This is a genomic window from Streptomyces sp. NPDC028308, assembly GCF_055565855.1.
Genome location: NZ_JBVHTO010000006.1, coordinates 315,776 through 332,584, shown reverse-complemented (window position 1 = coordinate 332,584; position 16,809 = coordinate 315,776). Strand labels below are relative to the sequence as shown.

Genomic DNA, 16,809 nt, shown 5'->3' with positions numbered 1-16,809 from the left:
GGAGCGAGAAGTTCTACGGCCGTGGTGGGGGCTCGGGGGTCTTCCCCGCCACGGCCGTCACCGGGACAACGCGCCACCCGCCCCTTCGGTTACGCCCCCGGACCGTCCGCATGGTCCTACGTTCGGCCGAGTCGTCCGGCGCACGTGTTGCCGCCCGCCGCCGACGGCACTTGACTCGTTCTTTGCGGAGTCCCGCAGAGAGGTGGGCAGTGATGCTTTCGGCCAGGAGTCTGTTCCAGGAAATTCTCGACCACGACGAGTCGTTCCGGCTCTTCTGCTCCATCGCTGCCGGCGGCGAGGCGCAGGGGGGCTGGGAGAACGCCCGGATCGCCGCCCTCGTGCCCCCGGGCGAGCGGGAGCTCGCCCCCAGGATCGCCCGGCACGGCGCCGACGAGGACAAGCACGGGCGCATCTTCAACGCCCTCATGAAAAAGCGCGGCCTGGAGCCCGTCGAGGTCCCGCCCGACACCGACTACACGATGCTGCTGGAGCGGCACGGCATCGGGCTCGCGCACGACAGGCTCAAGGACGACAGGCCCCTGACCGTCCAGGACATCGTCACCTACCTCGCGCACAGCAGGGTCACCGAGCAGCGCGCCTCCGAGCAGATGGAACTGCTGCGCAGGCACTTCGCCGACGACCCCGACATCGGCCGTGCCGTGCGGATGATCTCGGCCGACGAGGACAACCACCTCGCGTACTGCCACGAGGAGCTGCTGCGCTTCGCGTACGCCGGACACGGCCGCGCCATCCAGCGGACGCTGCGCGAGTGCGCGCTCGCCGAGATCCGCGTCTACCGTGACGTCAGCCTCGCCGTGATGAACCACATGGGACGCATCCTGGACTGGCCGAAGGCCAAGTCGGCGGCCCTCGCGGCGGGCATCCACGCCCTGTACGCCTACGAGCGGCTGGTGGGCTGGCGGCGGATGGTGTCCCTGACGATGCCCGAGCGGCGGGGCGCGCTGAACGGGCCCCCCACCACGGCACCCGAGTTCGCCTGAGCCGCCGGAGCACGTCCGTGCGGGCCGCGGCCACGACCCCGGCCCGCACGGACACGGGCCGCTACAGCCAGCCCCGCCGCTTGAACATCCGATACAGCCCGACCTCCAGGACCGCCATCAGCAGGATCACGGCGGGATACGACCACACCCAGTGCAGCTCGGGCATGTGGTCGAAATTCATGCCGTAGATCCCCGCGATCATCGTCGGGATCGCCGCCATGGCGGCCCAGGCGGAGATCTTCCGCATGTCGTCGTTCTGCCGGACGCTCATCTGCGCGAGATGCGCGGAGAGGATGTCCGACACCAGCCGGTCCAGGCCCTCCACCGACTCGTTCACCCGGGTCAGGTGGTCGCTGACATCCCGGAAGAAGGGCTGCGTCTCGGTCGCGACGAACGGCAGCCCGGTGCTGAAGGCGCCGGTGCCCGCGAGGCGGGTCATCGGGACCGCCAGCGGACCGGTGGCCCGGCGGAACTCCAGGATCTGCCGCTTGAAGGTGTAGATGCGGGACGCCGTGTGGCGCGAGCCCCCGCCGGCCGGCGAGAACACCTCCGTCTCCAGCTCCTCCAGGTCGGTCTGCAGCTCCGTCGCCACGTCCAGGTAGTGGTCCACCGTGGCGTCCGCGATCGCGTAGAGCACCGTCGTGGGACCGTGCCGGAGCATCTCCGGGTCCTGCTCCAGGCGCTGCCGCACCTCCTTCAGGGGCGCGCCCTCGCCGTGCCGCACGGTGACGATGAACGAGTCGCCCAGGAAGATCATGAGCTCGCCCGAGGAGACCGCGTCGCTGTCCGTCTCGTAGATCACCGGCTTCAGCACCATGAAGACCGAGTCGTCGTACACCTCCAGCTTCGGGCGCTGGTGTGCCTTGAGGGCGTCCTCGACCGCCAGCGGATGGAGCCCGAACTCGCTGGTGACGTGGTCGAACTCCTTCGCGGTCGGCTCGTGCAGACCGATCCACAGGAACGTGTCGTCCCGGGCACGTGCCTGGTCCAGGGCGTCGGAGAGGTCGTCGGGGCCCTGGGTCCGGCGGCCCTCCCGGTAGATGGCGCAGTCGACGATCACAGGACGTATTCTCCCGCCCCGCGGATCCGGCGACACACGGGCCCCGGCCCGGGCCGTGTCCGCGACGTCCTTCCCGCCCCGCCCTTGCCCTCCGAGCGGACGGAGGGACTTAGCGGACACCGCCTAGGCTGGGCGGCATGCCCACCCTCATCCTCGTCCGGCACGGACGTTCCACCGCCAACACAGCGGGACTGCTCGCCGGCTGGACGCCCGGCGTCGCCCTCGACGAGCGCGGCACCGCACAGGCCGCCGAGCTGCCCGGCCGGCTCGCGGGCCTGCCGATCTCCGAAGTCGTGGCCAGCCCGCTCCAGCGCTGCCAGGAGACCGTGCGCCCGCTGCTCGACGCCCGCCCCGGACTGCGGCTGCACAGCGACGACCGGATCGGGGAGTGCCACTACGGCGACTGGTCCGGCCGCAAGCTCGCCGAGCTCAACGACGAACCGCTCATGGAGGTCGTGCAGGCGCACCCCTCCGCGGCGGCGTTCCCCGGCGGGGAGTCCATGCGCGCGATGCAGACGCGTGCCGCCGAGGCGGTACGCGAGTGGAACGCGCGCGTGGAGCGCGATCACGGCGGCGACGCCGTCTACGTCATGTGCTCGCACGGAGACATCATCAAATCCCTTGTCGCGGACGCACTCGGACTTCATCTCGACCTCTTCCAGCGGATCTCTGTCGAACCTTGTTCCATCACCGCGATCCGTTACACCCGGTTGCGGCCCTTTCTCGTCCGGCTCGGCGACACCGGTGACCTCACCTCGCTGGCGCCGCGCGAGGAGGCCGCGGGCGGCGACGCCACGGTCGGGGGCGGTGCGGGCGCACCGTGATCGTCGGCCGCAGTAGGGTGAAGCGTTCGAAGCAGCGCAGTAGTTGTCAGCGACCGACGCGGACCGACGGCTGATCCGGTCGCCCGGTGCCGGTCCCGACGCCGATTCCAATGGAGACAGGACGTGTCCCGTCAGGTGTTCCTCTACGACCCACCGGACCGCTTCGTGGCCGGCACGGTCGGGCTGCCCGGACGCCGTACCTTCTTCCTGCAGGCCACGTCAGGCCCCCGGGTGACCAGCGTGGCCCTGGAGAAGACGCAGGTGGCCGCACTCGCCGAGCGCATGGAAGAGCTGCTCGACGAGGTCGTACGGCGGACCGGGGGCAGCGCTCCCGTACCCGCCGTCGCCCCCACCGAGGTCTCCGACACCGCCCCGCTGGACACCCCCGTGGAGGAGGAGTTCCGGGTCGGCACCATGGCGCTCGCCTGGGACGGCGACGAGCAGCGCATGATCGTCGAGGCGCAGGCCCTGGTGGAGCTGGACGCCGACTCCGAGGAGGACCTCGCGGAGGCCGAGGAGCGGCTCCTGCAGGACGAGGAGAACGGCCCGCCGATGCTCCGCGTCCGGCTCACCGGCGCGCAGGCCCGGGCGTTCGCCAAGCGCGCCCTCGACGTCGTCAACGCGGGCCGCCCGCCCTGCCCGCTGTGCAGCCTCCCGCTCGACCCGGAAGGACACGTATGTCCGCGCCAGAACGGATACCGCCGCGGAGCGTGACCACGACCGAACTGCTCGCCCGGGGCGAGCTGACGGTGCGCGGACAGATCCGTGAGGCCTCCAACGCGGTGCTGTACTGCTCCGTCTCCCTCGACGGGCAGGAGGCGTCCTGCGTGTACAAACCGGTCGCCGGGGAGCGGCCGCTGTGGGACTTCCCCGACGGGACCCTGGCGCAGCGCGAGGTGGCGGCGTACGAGGTCTCCGAGGCGACCGGCTGGGGGCTGGTGCCGCCCACCGTGCTGCGGGACGGCCCGTACGGCGAGGGCATGTGCCAGCTGTGGATCGAGGCCGAACCGGACTCCGAACTGCTCGCCCTGGTGGAGGGCGAGGAGCCCGACGAGGGCTGGAAGGCCATCGGGTTCGCCGACGTCGGCGAGGGGCGCACGGCCCTGCTCGTGCACGCCGACGACGAGCGGCTGCGGCGGCTCGCCGTGCTCGACGCGGTGATCAACAACGCCGACCGCAAGGGCGGCCACCTGCTGCCCGCGGGCGGGGACCGGCTGTACGGCATCGACCACGGCGTCACCTTCAACGCCGAGAACAAACTGCGGACGCTGCTCTGGGGCTGGGCGGGGGAGCCCCTCACCCCCGAGGCCGTCGAGGCGCTCACCTCGCTGCGCGCTTCCCTGGCGCCCGGCGCCCCGCTGGCCACCCGGCTGGCGGAACTCGTCACACCCGCCGAGACCGACGCCACCCGGGCACGGGTCGACGCCCTCCTCGCCTCGGGAAAGCACCCCGAGCCGAGCGGGGAATGGCCCGCGATCCCGTGGCCGCCGGTCTGAGCAGGCCGCGAACGGCGGGCCGACGGGCCTGGAGGCGGCGGCCCCTCCCGTGGGCCGCGGTCGGCGTACGACGTCCCGCGGCCCGCCCGGCACGCGGGCGGCCGAGTCCCGCGAGATCGTCCGCCCGGCGCCGGGACCCGGTCCGGTTCGTATACGGAACATCCGTCCGGTTAGGCTCAAGGCATGTATGCCTGGCCCGCTTCTGAGGTCCCCGCCCTGCCCGGTGAGGGCCGCGACCTCCGGATCCACGACACCGCGACCGGTGGGCTCGTCACCCTCGACCCCGGTCCCGTCGCCCGAATCTACGTCTGCGGCATCACGCCGTACGACGCCACCCACATGGGACACGCGGCGACCTACAACGCGTTCGACCTCGTGCAGCGCGTGTGGCTCGACACCAAGCGGCAGGTTCACTACGTCCAGAACGTGACCGACGTCGACGACCCGCTCCTGGAGCGGGCGCAGCGCGACGGAGTCGACTGGGTGGGCCTCGCCGAGAAGGAGACCGCCCTCTTCCGCGAGGACATGACCGCCCTGCGGATGCTCCCGCCGCGGCACTACATCGGCGCCGTCGAGGCGATACCGGGCATCGTCCCGCTCGTCGAGCGGCTGCGCGACGCCGGTGCCGCCTACGAGCTGGAGGGCGACGTCTACTTCTCCGTCGGCTCCGACCCGCACTTCGGGAAGGTGTCCAACCTGGACGCCGCCGCGATGCGGCTGCTCTCCGCGGAACGGGGCGGCGACCCCGACCGGCCGGGCAAGAAGAATCCGCTCGACCCGATGCTCTGGATGGCCGCCCGCGAGGGCGAGCCGAGCTGGGACGGCGGCTCGCTGGGACGGGGCCGACCCGGCTGGCACATCGAGTGCGTCGCCATCGCCCTCGACCACCTCGGGATGGGCTTCGACGTCCAGGGCGGCGGCTCCGACCTCGCCTTCCCGCACCACGAGATGGGCGCCTCCCACGCCCAGGTGCTGACCGGGCAGTTCCCCATGGCCAAGGCGTACGTCCACGCCGGCATGGTCGCGCTGAACGGCGAGAAGATGTCGAAGTCCAAGGGGAACCTGGTCTTCGTCTCGAAGCTGCGCCGTGACGGCGTCGACCCGGCGGCCATCAGGCTCGCCCTGCTCGCGCACCACTACCGGGCCGACTGGGAGTGGACGGACGGCGTGCTCGAAGAGGCGGTCGCCCGGCTTGACCGCTGGCGCGCGGCGGTGTCGCGGCCCGACGGCCCCTCCGCCGACGCCCTCGTCGAGGAGATCCGCGCCGCCCTCACCGACGACCTGGACGCGCCCACCGCGCTCGCCGCCGTCGACCGCTGGGCCGTGGCCCAGCAGGAGCGTGGCGGTACGGACGAGGGCGCTCCCGGTGTCGTCTCGCGCGCCGTGGACGCGCTGCTGGGCGTCGCGCTGTAGCCGACGCCCCGGCACGCGGTGCCCCGGGGGCGGCGTACGCACACGAACCGGTGCCGGGCGGAGAGGTCTCCGCCCGGCACCGGGCACGTCCGGGTCCCGTGGGTCACGCGGTGACCGGACTCACTTGGTGACGACGATCGCCTGCAGGAACCCCGGGTTCTGGTCGTCGTAGAAGCCCAGGACGCGGTGTCCGAAGGCGAACGCGCGCTGCACCTCGTCGTGGACGGCCTGGCTCGGGTCGAGCAGCCGGCGCCAGACGTCGTCCACCAGCAGGTACAGGATCGGCGGCTGGCCGGGCAGCGGCTGGACGACGTCCCAGTACTGCGTCGCGGTGTTGTTGCGGATGGCGCGGCCCGCGGCCTGGCCGATCTGCTGGAGCAGCTGCTGGTAGGGCTGTTGCTGGGCGAGCTGCTGCAACTGCTGCTGGAGTTGCTGCGGAAGCTGCTGCCCGCCGTACTGCTGCCCGAAAGGTTGGCCGGTCTGCCCGGACTGCGGGCTCTGCTGCGGACCGAAGGGCTGCGGGGGAGCGGTGCTCGGCCCCTGCTGCTCGCTCTGCTGACCTTGCTGCCCGATCTGGCCCTGCTGGCCGATCTGGCTCATCTGGCCTTGCTGTCCCGGTTGGCCTTGCTGTCCCTGATGGGCGATCTGGCCCTGCCCGCCGAACTGCCCTTGGCCGCCCTGTTGGCCGAACTGCTCCTGCTGCTGCCCGAACTGGGGCTGCCGTCCGTACTGCGGCTGACCCTGCTGCCCGCCGAACTGCTGCTGGGGCTGCTGCTGGCCCATCTGGCCGATCTGGCCCATCTGGTTGGTCTGGTCGATCTGCGGGGTGGTGCTCATGCGGGTGCCACCTTCCCTCACTGACAAGGCGATGGTCGGATTCCGCCGGACCATGACGGCGTCCGGCGGTCGTACGCGACGACCGGGTCCTCAGCCCGTGATCACCAGGCCGACGATCTCGTCGTCCGAGAACCAGACGCGGACGTCCGGATGTCCCCCCGCGAAGGCGGCGTGCACCGCCTGGCGCGTCTCGGGGGACGGCTTGTCGAGGCTGCGCCAGCCGCCGGCCACGAACAGCCTGAGTCTGGGCGGGAGTTCACGCGGATACGGCAGCAACTCGTCCCAGTACCGCTCGGCCCGGCCCGAACCGACCGCCTCCGGCAGCAGCCGGGTGACCGCGGCCCTGATGTCCGGCCGGTTGCCGATCCGCTGGGACGCGGGCCGTCCCGGCGCGTCCTGCTGCGGAGAACCCGTGGCCCGCAGCACCGAGCGGGCGCGCTCGGGCGACATCGGACGGTGCCCCGCCGCCTTGAGCATGCCCTGCAGCGAGGCCAGCGCGCCGACCACCACCGGGGAGGCGGCGGAGGTCCCGGAGAACGTGTCCGTGTACCAGCCGATCTCCTCGGCGCCGCCCTGGAGATCGCCCGGCCGGTCCCAGGAGCCGCCGGTGGTCGTGACCTCGCGCCCCCAGCCCTGCGCGTCCACGCGGGCACCGTAGTTGGAGAACGCGAGGCGCGAGCGGTCCGGACCGTGGTCGCGGCCGTGGGTGCCGGGCGGCGGCGTCCCCGCGCCGACCAGCACCGCTCCTGAGGACGGGTGGGAGGGGTTGAACGGGTTGCGCCACGCCTGAGGGAACTCGTCGGGCCGGCGCTCGTACACCGCGTCGTCGAGCGACTCGCCGCCGTTGCCCGCGGCCTCCACCACGATGACGCCCCTCGCGGTCGCGTGGCGGATCGCCGCGCAGTCGTCGGGCCACCACTCGACCGGGATGTACCCCTGCTGGTCGGCGCGCTGCTCGTAGTCGAACCGGGGCCCCGGCCGGTGGAGTTCGACCAGGACGATGTCACCCGGGCCCAGCCGCTCGGCGGCCGCGTGGATCGCGGCGGCGGTGCCGACGCCCTGGAAGGAGGCGGCCGCGGTCACCGTGTCCGGGGCGATCCCGGTGATGCCGTACTCGTTGCGGTCGCCGCCGATCACGCCGATCACGGCGGTGCCGTGGTTGCGCCAGGCGAGGTCGGTCAGCGGGGTGCCGACGACGACACCGGCGAGCTTCGCCGCGAGGTCCTCGTGGCCGAGCTGCCAGGCGCCCTCCACGTCGATCACCGTCACGCCCCGCCCCGTGCCGCCGGGCCGCTGCCAGGCCCACTGGGCGTCGATGCCCTCGGGCGCCGGGCGCAGATAGCCCTGGCGGCTGCTGAAGTCGGGCGTCACCGGAGCGCCCTCCTTCACCCGCCGGCTCTCGTCCGCGCTCTGCCCGACCGAACCCACCGAGGCGGGTACGGCGCCGGGCTTCACGTAGGCCGTGTCGATCTCCGGCAGCGCGGCGATCCGGGATCGCAGCTCCTGTGCCCGGCTCTCGACGCCGCGGACCCGGTAGAACAGCGCGAGTCCGGGCGTGTCACCGGCGCCCGTGGCCGCGGACTGCCGCAGTCGCTCCTCGCTGCCGAACAGCGGCTCCAGGGTGAGCTGTTCGTCGCTGAGGAACATGTCGAGGGCCGAGACGTCGGCACCGGCCGCCGAGCGGACGCCCTCGGTGCCGGCCCGCAGCCGGGCCTCGGGGCGTGCGACGACGATCAGTTCCTCCTCGGATCCCCCGTAGGTGAATCCCGCTCCGTCGGGCCCCGGCCCGGACGCTCCCGGGCCCTGCGTCGGCTGTACCTGATCCGTCATCGCGTACCGCTCCCTTCGGTCCCTGCGGGTGCCTGTCGCGGAACGACGCGGTGCCAAGTCCCGTCTCCCGGCCGCGTCTTCGGGGCACAACCTGGCACGGCCGGAGCGAGTCGTCCACCCTTCTTTCGCCAACTCGGTTTGAAAACAAGTTGAATGGGGAACCCTGGGCAATCCGTCCGGAAAGAGAGGTCACGCCGCAAACCGGCCAAAGGCTGCGGCGGCGGGTGTCATGTGCTGGGGTTGCGGGGTCTGTTGACCACCTGGTCGGCCTCGCGCCGGCCCCTTGCGCAAGGACGCTTCACGGACCGTTCTTTCGCACGTCGAAGACCTCTCACGGCAGCCGCGGCGACCGGTGGCGTGGCGCTTCTGGGCGGCACGGCCGGCGGCACCGCCCACGCGGCCGGGCGGCGACCGCCCGACCGATTCCCGCTGCCCCCGGGCTTCCAGCCGGAGGGCATCACGATCGGCGCCGCCGTCTTCGCGTACTTCGGCTCGCTGGCCCACGGCGACGTGTACCGGGCGAGCCTCGCCACCGGGCGCGGGACCGCATCGACGTCCTCCGGCTGGACGCGGCCGGCACCAGAGGCACGGCGATCGCCCACATCACCGGCCCACGCTTCCGCATCCCGACCACGGCAGCGGCCTGGGGTGGGCGGCCGCACCTGCCGAACGCCCGCTTCGACGTCGAGCCGACGCCGGACACGGAGTACGACGTGGTGGCGGTCGACCAGGTCTGACGGCCCCGACGACGGCCGAGGGGCGGTGCGCGTCGTGCGCACCGCCCCCGCCGGCTCAGTCCTCGGAGGAGTCCGGGGAGTCCGGGGAACCGGAAGGCCGGGCCGGACCGGAGGGTCCGGAGGAGCCCGGTGCGTCCGTGGAGCCGGGCGAGTCGGAGAAGTCCGGTGCGCCCGGGGCACCCGCGGGACCCGTGCTCCCGGCATCGCCGCCGGCGCCACCCTTCTCCGTACCGGCCGTCTCGCCTCCGGAGCCGGGCTCCGGCCCGGTCTCGGGTCCGGCGTCGGGCCGCTGCGGCTTGGGCCGGCCCCGGCCGCCCGGGGTGTCGCGCAGGTACGTCGCGGACTCGCCGCTCTCCGTCGCGTGCCCGCCTACCCCCGGCGCGGGACCGCCGCCGTCCCGGCGCCGCAGATAGCGCTCGAACTCGCGGGCGATCGCCTCACCCGACGCCTCGGGCAGCTCGGCGGTGTCCCGGGCCTCCTCCAGCGTCTGCACGTACTCGGCGACCTCGCTGTCCTCGGCGGCCAGCTGGTCCACGCCCAGCTGCCAGGCCCGCGCGTCCTCGGCCAGATCGCCCAGCGGGATGCGCAGGTCGATGAGGTCCTCCAGACGGTTCAGGAGGGCCAGCGTCGCCTTGGGGTTGGGCGGCTGCGACACGTAGTGCGGGACCGCGGCCCACAGCGACACGGCCGGTACGCCCGCGTGCGTGCACGCCTCCTGGAGGATGCCGACGATGCCCGTGGGGCCCTCGTACTTGGTCTCCTCCAGGTCCATCGTGCGGGCCAGGTCCGCGTCGGAGGTGACGCCGCTGACCGGGACCGGACGCGTGTGCGGGGTGTCGCCGAGCAGCGCGCCCAGGATCACCACGAGCTCGACACCCAGCTCGTGCGCGAAGCCCAGCAGCTCGTTGCAGAACGAGCGCCAGCGCATCGACGGCTCGATGCCCCGGACCAGCACCAGGTCGCGCGGCTTCTCGCCGCCGACCCGGACCACGGACAGCCGTGTCGTCGGCCAGGTGATCTTGCGGACGCCGCCGTCCAGCCACACGGTGGGACGGTTGACCTGGAAGTCGTAGTAGTCCTCGGCGTCGAGCGCCGCGAAGACCTCGCCCTTCCACTCCCGGTCGAGATGAGCGACCGCGGCGGAGGCGGCGTCGCCGGCGTCGTTCCAGCCCTCGAACGCGGCCACCATGACCGGGTCGACCAGCTCGGGAACCCCCTCGAGCTCGATCACCCAGCGCCTCCTTCCGACGTGCCCTCGCGTACGTCCCAACCTTACGGCGTGCGCGGGGCGCCTCCGCAGCCCCCTTGCACGGGGGAGTGAACGGATCACTGCCCCGAACACCGCCCCGGAACACCCGTCAGTCATCCGAGCTGTGTCCGCCCCACCCGGCAGCGCTCCGGCGAGTCCGACGTCAGCGGTGGGCCCGCGGGGTCACAGGGCCGACCGCAGCCACTGCTCGACGCTCGCGATGTGCACCGTGGCCCACGACCGGGCGGCCTCCGCGTCCCGGTCGCGCAGCGCACCGAGGATCGCCCGGTGCTCGTGCAGCGTGCGGCTGACGGCGTCCTCCTGGGTCAGTCCGCGCCAGATCCGGGCCCGGGTGGTGGGTCCGGAGAGCCCTTCGAGCAGGGAGCACAGGACCGCGTTGCCGGAGCTCCGCACGATGGCGCGGTGGAACTCCAGGTCGGCGGCGACCAGTTGCTCCACCGAGGGGGCCGGGCCGAGCGCGTCCAGCCCGGCGGCGAGGGTGCCCAGCTCCTCGTCGGTGACGCGCGGGGCGGCGAGCGCGGTCGCCGCCGGTTCCAGGATGCGGCGCACCGCCAGGAACTCCAGGACGGTGTCGTCGCGGTGGAAGTCGACGACGAAACTCAGCGCCTCCAGCAGGAGTTGGGGGTCCAGGCTGGTGACGTAGGTCCCGTCTCCCTGGCGCACGTCGAGGATCCGGATGAGCGAGAGCGCCCGCACCGCCTCGCGCAGGGAGTTGCGGGACAAGCCGAGTCCGGCGGCGAGTTCGCTCTCCCTGGGAAGCCGGTCACCGGGGCGCAGGGCACCGGAGACGATCATCTCCTTGATCTTCCAGATCGCCTCGTCGGTGACGGTCATGGCGGGCCCCCGGTCGCTCAGACATCCGATGTCTCACGACAGTATGAGGGGTGCCGTGTTCTCCTGGTCCTCCTCCCACAGGCTGCTCGGGGCCTCCCGCCGCACCACCGGAGCGATCTCCTCCTGGAACCGCTGGAGGGTCTCGGTCTGCTCGGCCGTCGACTGCCCGAAGGCGTCCACGGTGACGGACTGCAGGTCGTGCCGGTACACCTCGTGGTAGCCGAGGATCTTGTCGATGATCTGCTGCGGCGACCCGATGAGCTGCGGTCCGTCCGCGATCGCTTCCTCGATGGTGCGGAACGGCGTGTTGTAGCCCGCCCGCCCCTCCAGGTGCGGCCGGAAGGACTGCCGCACCTTCGCCTCGTACAGGTCCCGGTAGCGCGCGACGGCCTGTTCGGGGGTGTCCGCGATCAGCAGTCCGCCCGAGCCCGCCGCCACCCGGGCGTTCGCCGGATCGTGCCCATGCGCCTCGAACCGCTCCCGGTAGTGCTCGATCAGCCGGGCGTAGGCGGCGCGGGGCTGCACGGCGTTGGCCGTGAACAGCGGATCGCCGTGCAGGGCGGCCAGTTCGGGGGAGTTGAGGGAGGTGGCCGAGCCGTGCCAGACACGCGGCGGCCCGTCGTAGGGACGCGGCACCGTGGTCACGCCCTTCAGTGCCGGTCTGAACTCGCCCTCCCAGTCGACGTCCTCCTCGCGCCACAGGCGGCGCAGCAACTCGTACTTCTCCTTCTGGAGGTCCCACTGCCGTTCCTCGTCGAGCCCGAAGAGGCCGAAGTGGCCTGCCTCGGCGCCCTTGCCGATCACCAGCTCGACACGTCCGCGCGAGAGCTGGTCGAGCGTGGCGTAGTCCTCGGCGACCCGCACCGGGTCGAGGACGGCCACGACGGTGACCCCGGTGAGCAGCCTGATGCGGCTGGTGCGGGCGGCCAGCGCGCCGAGGACGACGGTCGGGGCGGAGGACAGGAACGGACCGGCGTGCCGCTCGCCGACCGCGTACGCGTCGAAGCCGAGCCGCTCGGCCGCCGTGCCGACCTCGACGACCTGGGCCAACCGGTCGGCCGCGGGAGGGAGTTCGCCGGTCAGTGGATGCGGGGCGTGGCCGATGATGGACAGGACCTGGAATTTCACGGGGTGCCCTCCGGGGTGGCGGTGGCGAGGCCGAGGTGGCCGCGCAGGGTGCGGGTCTCGTACGCCGAACGCAGCAGCCCGCGCCGGATCAGCTCGGGTGCCACCCCGTCCACGAGGGCGTGCAGGTCGTCGGGCAGCACCGCCGGACGGACGCGGACACCGTCGGCACCGCCCTCGCGGTGCCACTCCTCGACAAGGTCCGCCAGTTCCTCCGGCGTCCCGTGGAACACGGCCGCGTCCGAGGTGAAGGGCGCGCCGGCCGCTTCCTCCAGACCGGCGAGCCGCTCGGCCGCCCGGGCCCGGGTGGGCGCGAGGACCGCGTTCAGGTCGGCGAGGACCTTGAGGGTCCGGCCCTCCTCGGCGGCGAGCCGGTCGACCTCGGCGCGTGTCGCCCGCAGGGCCGCGGTGTCGGCGGGCGTGACGAGGACGACGTCGCTGCGGCGGGCCGCGAAGCGGTACGGGACGGTGTCGTGGGCGAGCGAGATGAGCGGCGGACGGCCCTGCGGAGAGACCGTCGGCGCGTCGGCGCCGTCCCAGGCACCGGCCACCCGGCCCAGGAACTCGGCCGCGCGCTCGAAGAGTCCGGCCACCTGGCGGTCGCCGTCGGGTGTCCCGAGGATCGCGAGGATCCGGTCGTGCTCGACGTCGTCCGCGGCGATGCGGGGGCGGACGCCCGCCCGGCCGTGGCTGAGCACGTCGAGCGTGGCGAACCGGGCCGCGTAGGCGGCGGGCTGCCCCAGCGTGGGGCCGAGCGGCACCAGGCCGATGCGTGAGGTCTCGCGCGCCGCGACGGCGAGCAGCAGGGCGGAGTCGAGCCGCCCGGGCCCGTCCTCCACGGTCACGAAGTCCAGCAGCGCCGCCTCCGAGCGCCGTACCAGCCGTACGAACTCCTCGACCGTGGGCGGCCCGCCGGGCGCCGCGGGATGCGAACCGCGGCCGTCCAGCGCGACACCGAGAATCAGTGAACCCATGCCCGTCTCCCGAGTCCGTCGGGCCCGTCTCCGTCCGCCGCGCGGGACCCGGTCTTCCACTCTGGTCCCGGCACGTTGCGGCGGTGTGTATGGGGCATGGCAGCGTCGGAGGACGGGCCCCGGGCACGCGGAAGGGGCGGCTCCCCCCGTGGGAGCCGCCCCTCGTCCCCGCGGGGGCGCCTACTTCTTGTCGAGCAGGTCCTGCACCCCGGCGCGGATCTCGTCCGTCGCCAGGCCGCGGATCGTCAGCGTCGTACGGCGGCGCAGCACGTCGTCCGCCGTCTCGGCCCACTCGTTGTCCCGGGCGTAGACGACCTGGGCCCAGATCTCCGGGGCGTCCGGGTGGACGCGCCGGCCGAGCGCCGGGTTCTCGTTCGCCAGGCGGGCGATGTCGAAGGCCAGCGAGCCGTAGTGGGTGGCCAGGTGCCGGGCGGTGTCCGCGGCCATGCGCGGGCCCGGAGCCGGGTTGTCGACCAGGAGCCGGTGCGCCACGGCACGGGGGTTGGCGACACCCGGCAGCGGCAGCTTCTTCGGCAGCTCCTTGATCGGCTCGAAGTCCTCGCCGAGCGGGTGACCCGGCAGCGACTCCAGCTTCTGCATGACCGTACGGCCGATGTGGCGGAAGGTGGTCCACTTGCCGCCCGCGACGGACAGCATGCCGCCGCGGCCCTCCGTGACGACCGTCTCGCGCTTGGCCTTCGAGGTGTCGCCGGGACCGCCCGGCAGCACCCGCAGACCCGCGAAGGAGTACGTGATCAGGTCACGGGAGAGCTGCTGGTCCCGGACGGAGAACGCGGCCTCGTCCAGGATCTGGGCTATGTCCTTCTCGGTGACCGCGACCTCGCCGGGGTCGCCCTCGTACTCCTCGTCGGTCGTGCCGAGCAGCAGCATGTCCTCCCAGGGGAGGGCGAAGGTGATGCGGTACTTGTCGATCGGGGTGGCGAGCGCGGCCTTCCAGGGGGAGGTGCGCTTGAGGACCAGGTGCGCGCCCTTCGACAGGCGGATGGACGGCGCCGCGTTCGGGTCCTCCATCCGGCGCAGGTGGTCGACCCAGGGGCCGGTCGCGTTGAGCACGAGCCGGGCGTCGACGCCGAACTCGTCCCCGGTCGTCCGGTCCTTGAGGTCCGCGCCGGTGACCCGGCCCCGGGTGAAGCGCAGGCCGGTGACCTCGGCGTGGTTGAGCACGACGGCGCCGGACTCGACGGCCGCGCGGACCGTCATCAGCGCCATGCGGGCGTCGTTCATCTGGTCGTCGCCGTACACGGCCACGGCCTTCAGGTTCTCGGTGCGCAGCTCCGGGACGTCCTGCTGGGCCTTGGCGGGGGAGAGCAGGTGCCCGACGCCGTCGCCGAAGGCGGACAGCGCCGAGTACGCGAACACGCCCGCGCCGAGCTTCGCGGCGCCGTGCGGGCCGCCCTTGTACACGGGGAGGTAGAAGGTCAGCGGGTTCGCCAGGTGGGGAGCCACCTGACGTGAGACCGCACGGCGCTCGAAGTGGTTCTCCGCCACCAGCTTCACCGCGCCGGTCTGCAGGTAGCGCAGACCGCCGTGGAGGAGCTTGGAGGAGGCGGAGGACGTGGCACCGGCGAAGTCGCCGGCGTCGACCAGAGCCACCCGCAGCCCGGACTGCGCGGCGTGCCAGGCGGTGGAGATGCCCAGGATGCCGCCGCCGATGACGAGAAGGTCGTACGTTGCCTTGGAGAGCTGCTCCCGGGTCTCGGCGCGGCTCGGGGCGGAGCCGGAGGCCGGGTGCGTACCGAGGGCAGGCACGGACTGCAGGGTGGTCTGGGTACTCATGCGGGTCTTACTCCTCGCCAGTGTTTCCATCGTCGAGCCAGCCCATGGACCGCTCCACGGCCTTGAGCCAGCTCTTGTACTCGCGGTCGCGGGTCTCCGCGGCCATGTTGGGGGTCCACTCCGCGGCCCGGCGCCAGTTGGCGCGCAGGTCCTCGGTGTTGGACCAGAAGCCGACGGCGAGACCGGCGGCGTAGGCGGCGCCGAGGCAGGTGGTCTCGGCGACCATCGGGCGCACCACGGGTGCGTCGAGGACGTCGGCCAGGGTCTGCATCAGCAGGTTGTTGGAGGTCATGCCGCCGTCGACCTTGAGGGCCGCGAGCTCGACGCCCGAGTCCTTGGTCATGGCGTCGCTGATCTCGCGGGTCTGCCAGGCGGTGGCCTCCAGGACGGCGCGCGCGATGTGCGCCTTGGTGACGTAGCGGGTCAGGCCGGCGATCACACCGCGGGCGTCGGGGCGCCAGTACGGGGCGAACAGGCCGGAGAAGGCCGGCACGAAGTAGGCGCCGCCGTTGTCCTCGACCGACGACGCGAGCGTCTCGATCTCGGCGGCCGACTTGATCAGGCCCATCTGGTCGCGCATCCACTGCACCAGCGAACCGGTGACCGCGATCGAGCCCTCCAGGGCGTAGACCGGGTCCTGGTCGCCGATCCGGTAGCCCACCGTGGTCAGCAGCCCGCTGTACGAGTTGATGATCTTGTCACCGGTGTTCATCAGCATGAAGGTGCCGGTGCCGTAGGTGGACTTGGCCTCGCCCTCGGAGAAACAGGTCTGGCCGAAGAGGGCCGCCTGCTGGTCGCCGAGCGCGGACGCGACGGGGATGCCGCCGAGGAGGTCGCCGAGCTTGCCGCCGGTGATCTCGCCGTACACCTCGGCGGAGGAACGGATCTCGGGCAGCATCGCCAGCGGGACACCGATCGACTCGGCGATCTTCGCGTCCCACTGCATGGTGTGCAGGTTCATCAGCATGGTGCGGGAGGCGTTGGTGACGTCGGTGACATGCCGGCCGCCGTTCACACCGCCCGTCAGGTTCCAGATGACCCAGCTGTCCATCGTGCCGAAGAGGATGTCCCCGGCCTCGGCGCGCTCGCGCAGGCCCTCGACGTTGTCCAGCAGCCACCGGGCCTTCGGACCGGCGAAGTACGAGGCCAGCGGCAGGCCGGTCTCGCGGCGGAAGCGGTCCTGCCCGACGTTGCGGCCGAGCTCCTTGCAGAGGGCGTCGGTGCGGGTGTCCTGCCAGACGAGCGCGTTGTGGACGGGCTCGCCGGTGTTCTTGTCCCACAGCAGCGTGGTCTCACGCTGGTTGGTGATGCCGATGGCCTTGATGTCGTCGCGGGTGATGCCGGCCTTCGCGATGGCTCCGGCGACGACCTCCTCGACGTTCTCCCAGATCTCGGTGGCGTTGTGCTCCACCCAGCCCGGCTTCGGGAAGATCTGCTCGTGCTCCTTCTGGTCGACGGAGACGATGCGGCCGTCCCGGTCGAAGACGATGCAGCGGCTCGACGTGGTGCCCTGGTCGATCGCGGCGATGAAGGGGCCGGCGGTGTGTGCGTCGGTCACAGTGTGCTCCAGGAGGTCTCGGGTGGCGTACTCGGTCCGCGGTCGGCGGCGGT

Annotated in this window: 15 protein-coding genes; 6 read left to right on the top strand and 9 right to left on the bottom strand. The window is 72.5% G+C overall.

Annotated elements, in window-relative coordinates; translation table 11 throughout:
- Window positions 1–212 precede the first annotated feature (212 nt).
- On the top strand, window positions 213–1,001 hold the full coding sequence (locus ACZ4VA_RS15975; RefSeq protein WP_355789730.1) for a ferritin-like domain-containing protein: 789 nt from the start codon (window positions 213–215) through the stop codon (window positions 999–1,001).
- A 61-nt stretch (window positions 1,002–1,062) separates the two neighbouring features.
- Here the strand turns inward: ACZ4VA_RS15975 and corA are convergent, their stop codons facing one another.
- Complete coding sequence (gene corA, locus ACZ4VA_RS15970) at window positions 1,063–2,061, bottom strand: magnesium/cobalt transporter CorA (RefSeq protein ID WP_356243313.1); 999 nt, start codon at window positions 2,059–2,061, stop codon at window positions 1,063–1,065.
- 137 nt (window positions 2,062–2,198) lie between these two features.
- Between corA and ACZ4VA_RS15965 the strand changes: the two genes are divergently transcribed.
- The 4 genes from ACZ4VA_RS15965 (at window position 2,199) to mshC (ending at window position 5,794) form a co-directional block, all read left to right on the top strand.
- Complete coding sequence (locus ACZ4VA_RS15965; protein WP_356243310.1) at window positions 2,199–2,885, top strand: histidine phosphatase family protein; 687 nt, start codon at window positions 2,199–2,201, stop codon at window positions 2,883–2,885.
- A 123-nt stretch (window positions 2,886–3,008) separates the two neighbouring features.
- Entirely contained in the window at window positions 3,009–3,599 is a 591-nt protein-coding gene (locus ACZ4VA_RS15960) for a DUF3090 domain-containing protein (protein WP_355793007.1), read from the top strand.
- Complete coding sequence (locus ACZ4VA_RS15955; RefSeq protein ID WP_389390960.1) at window positions 3,563–4,381, top strand: SCO1664 family protein; 819 nt, start codon at window positions 3,563–3,565, stop codon at window positions 4,379–4,381. Before ACZ4VA_RS15960 ends, ACZ4VA_RS15955 begins: the two co-directional genes overlap by 37 nt.
- Window positions 4,382–4,564: 183 nt before the next feature.
- Complete coding sequence (gene mshC, locus ACZ4VA_RS15950; RefSeq protein ID WP_356172495.1) at window positions 4,565–5,794, top strand: cysteine--1-D-myo-inosityl 2-amino-2-deoxy-alpha-D-glucopyranoside ligase; 1,230 nt, start codon at window positions 4,565–4,567, stop codon at window positions 5,792–5,794.
- Between the two features lie 120 nt (window positions 5,795–5,914).
- Here mshC and ACZ4VA_RS15945 read toward each other — a convergent pair whose 3' ends face one another.
- Entirely contained in the window at window positions 5,915–6,394 is a 480-nt protein-coding gene (locus tag ACZ4VA_RS15945) for a hypothetical protein (protein ID WP_389390961.1), read from the bottom strand.
- An 18-nt stretch (window positions 6,395–6,412) separates the two neighbouring features.
- Between ACZ4VA_RS15945 and ACZ4VA_RS15940 the strand changes: the two genes are divergently transcribed.
- Window positions 6,413–6,655 (top strand): hypothetical protein, encoded by a 243-nt coding sequence (locus tag ACZ4VA_RS15940; RefSeq protein ID WP_356172500.1) that lies wholly within the window; start codon window positions 6,413–6,415, stop codon window positions 6,653–6,655.
- Between the two features lie 66 nt (window positions 6,656–6,721).
- Here the strand turns inward: ACZ4VA_RS15940 and ACZ4VA_RS15935 are convergent, their stop codons facing one another.
- From ACZ4VA_RS15935 to glpK, 7 genes are all read right to left on the bottom strand, one after another.
- Window positions 6,722–8,461 carry a S8 family peptidase gene (locus ACZ4VA_RS15935; protein WP_356172503.1) on the bottom strand — a complete coding sequence of 580 codons (1,740 nt, stop codon included), beginning with the start codon at window positions 8,459–8,461 and terminating at the stop codon, window positions 6,722–6,724.
- A gap of 792 nt (window positions 8,462–9,253) precedes the next feature.
- The gene (locus ACZ4VA_RS15930) at window positions 9,254–10,429 is read right to left on the bottom strand and encodes a PAC2 family protein (protein WP_356172506.1); all 1,176 of its coding nucleotides are present in this window, start codon (window positions 10,427–10,429) and stop codon (window positions 9,254–9,256) included.
- A 201-nt stretch (window positions 10,430–10,630) separates the two neighbouring features.
- Entirely contained in the window at window positions 10,631–11,302 is a 672-nt protein-coding gene (locus ACZ4VA_RS15925) for a FadR/GntR family transcriptional regulator (RefSeq protein WP_468081709.1), read from the bottom strand.
- A gap of 33 nt (window positions 11,303–11,335) precedes the next feature.
- A complete protein-coding gene (locus ACZ4VA_RS15920; protein WP_356172512.1) occupies window positions 11,336–12,430 on the bottom strand; it encodes an LLM class flavin-dependent oxidoreductase in 1,095 nt (364 codons plus the stop codon).
- Complete coding sequence (locus ACZ4VA_RS15915; protein WP_356172515.1) at window positions 12,427–13,401, bottom strand: LLM class flavin-dependent oxidoreductase; 975 nt, start codon at window positions 13,399–13,401, stop codon at window positions 12,427–12,429. Before ACZ4VA_RS15915 ends, ACZ4VA_RS15920 begins: the two co-directional genes overlap by 4 nt.
- A gap of 180 nt (window positions 13,402–13,581) precedes the next feature.
- Entirely contained in the window at window positions 13,582–15,198 is a 1,617-nt protein-coding gene (locus ACZ4VA_RS15910; RefSeq protein ID WP_356172517.1) for a glycerol-3-phosphate dehydrogenase/oxidase, read from the bottom strand.
- Window positions 15,199–15,205: 7 nt separating this feature from the next.
- A complete protein-coding gene (gene glpK / locus ACZ4VA_RS15905) occupies window positions 15,206–16,756 on the bottom strand; it encodes a glycerol kinase GlpK (protein ID WP_356172520.1) in 1,551 nt (516 codons plus the stop codon).
- Window positions 16,757–16,809: the final 53 nt, after the last annotated feature.

Bases quoted from the DNA above. Each gene is read 5' to 3' on its own strand.
- ACZ4VA_RS15975 (WP_355789730.1), top strand. From the start codon at position 213: ATGCTTTCGGCCAGGAGTCTGTTCCAGGAAATTCTCGACCACGACGAG.
- ACZ4VA_RS15965 (WP_356243310.1), top strand. From the start codon at position 2,199: ATGCCCACCCTCATCCTCGTCCGGCACGGACGTTCCACCGCCAACACA.
- ACZ4VA_RS15955 (WP_389390960.1), top strand. From the start codon at position 3,563: ATGTCCGCGCCAGAACGGATACCGCCGCGGAGCGTGACCACGACCGAA.
- mshC (WP_356172495.1), top strand. From the start codon at position 4,565: ATGTATGCCTGGCCCGCTTCTGAGGTCCCCGCCCTGCCCGGTGAGGGC.
- ACZ4VA_RS15945 (WP_389390961.1), bottom strand. From the start codon at position 6,394: ATGAGCCAGATCGGCCAGCAGGGCCAGATCGGGCAGCAAGGTCAGCAG.
- ACZ4VA_RS15935 (WP_356172503.1), bottom strand. From the start codon at position 8,461: ATGACGGATCAGGTACAGCCGACGCAGGGCCCGGGAGCGTCCGGGCCG.
- ACZ4VA_RS15925 (WP_468081709.1), bottom strand. From the start codon at position 11,302: ATGACCGTCACCGACGAGGCGATCTGGAAGATCAAGGAGATGATCGTC.
- ACZ4VA_RS15915 (WP_356172515.1), bottom strand. From the start codon at position 13,401: ATGGGTTCACTGATTCTCGGTGTCGCGCTGGACGGCCGCGGTTCGCAT.
- ACZ4VA_RS15910 (WP_356172517.1), bottom strand. From the start codon at position 15,198: ATGAGTACCCAGACCACCCTGCAGTCCGTGCCTGCCCTCGGTACGCAC.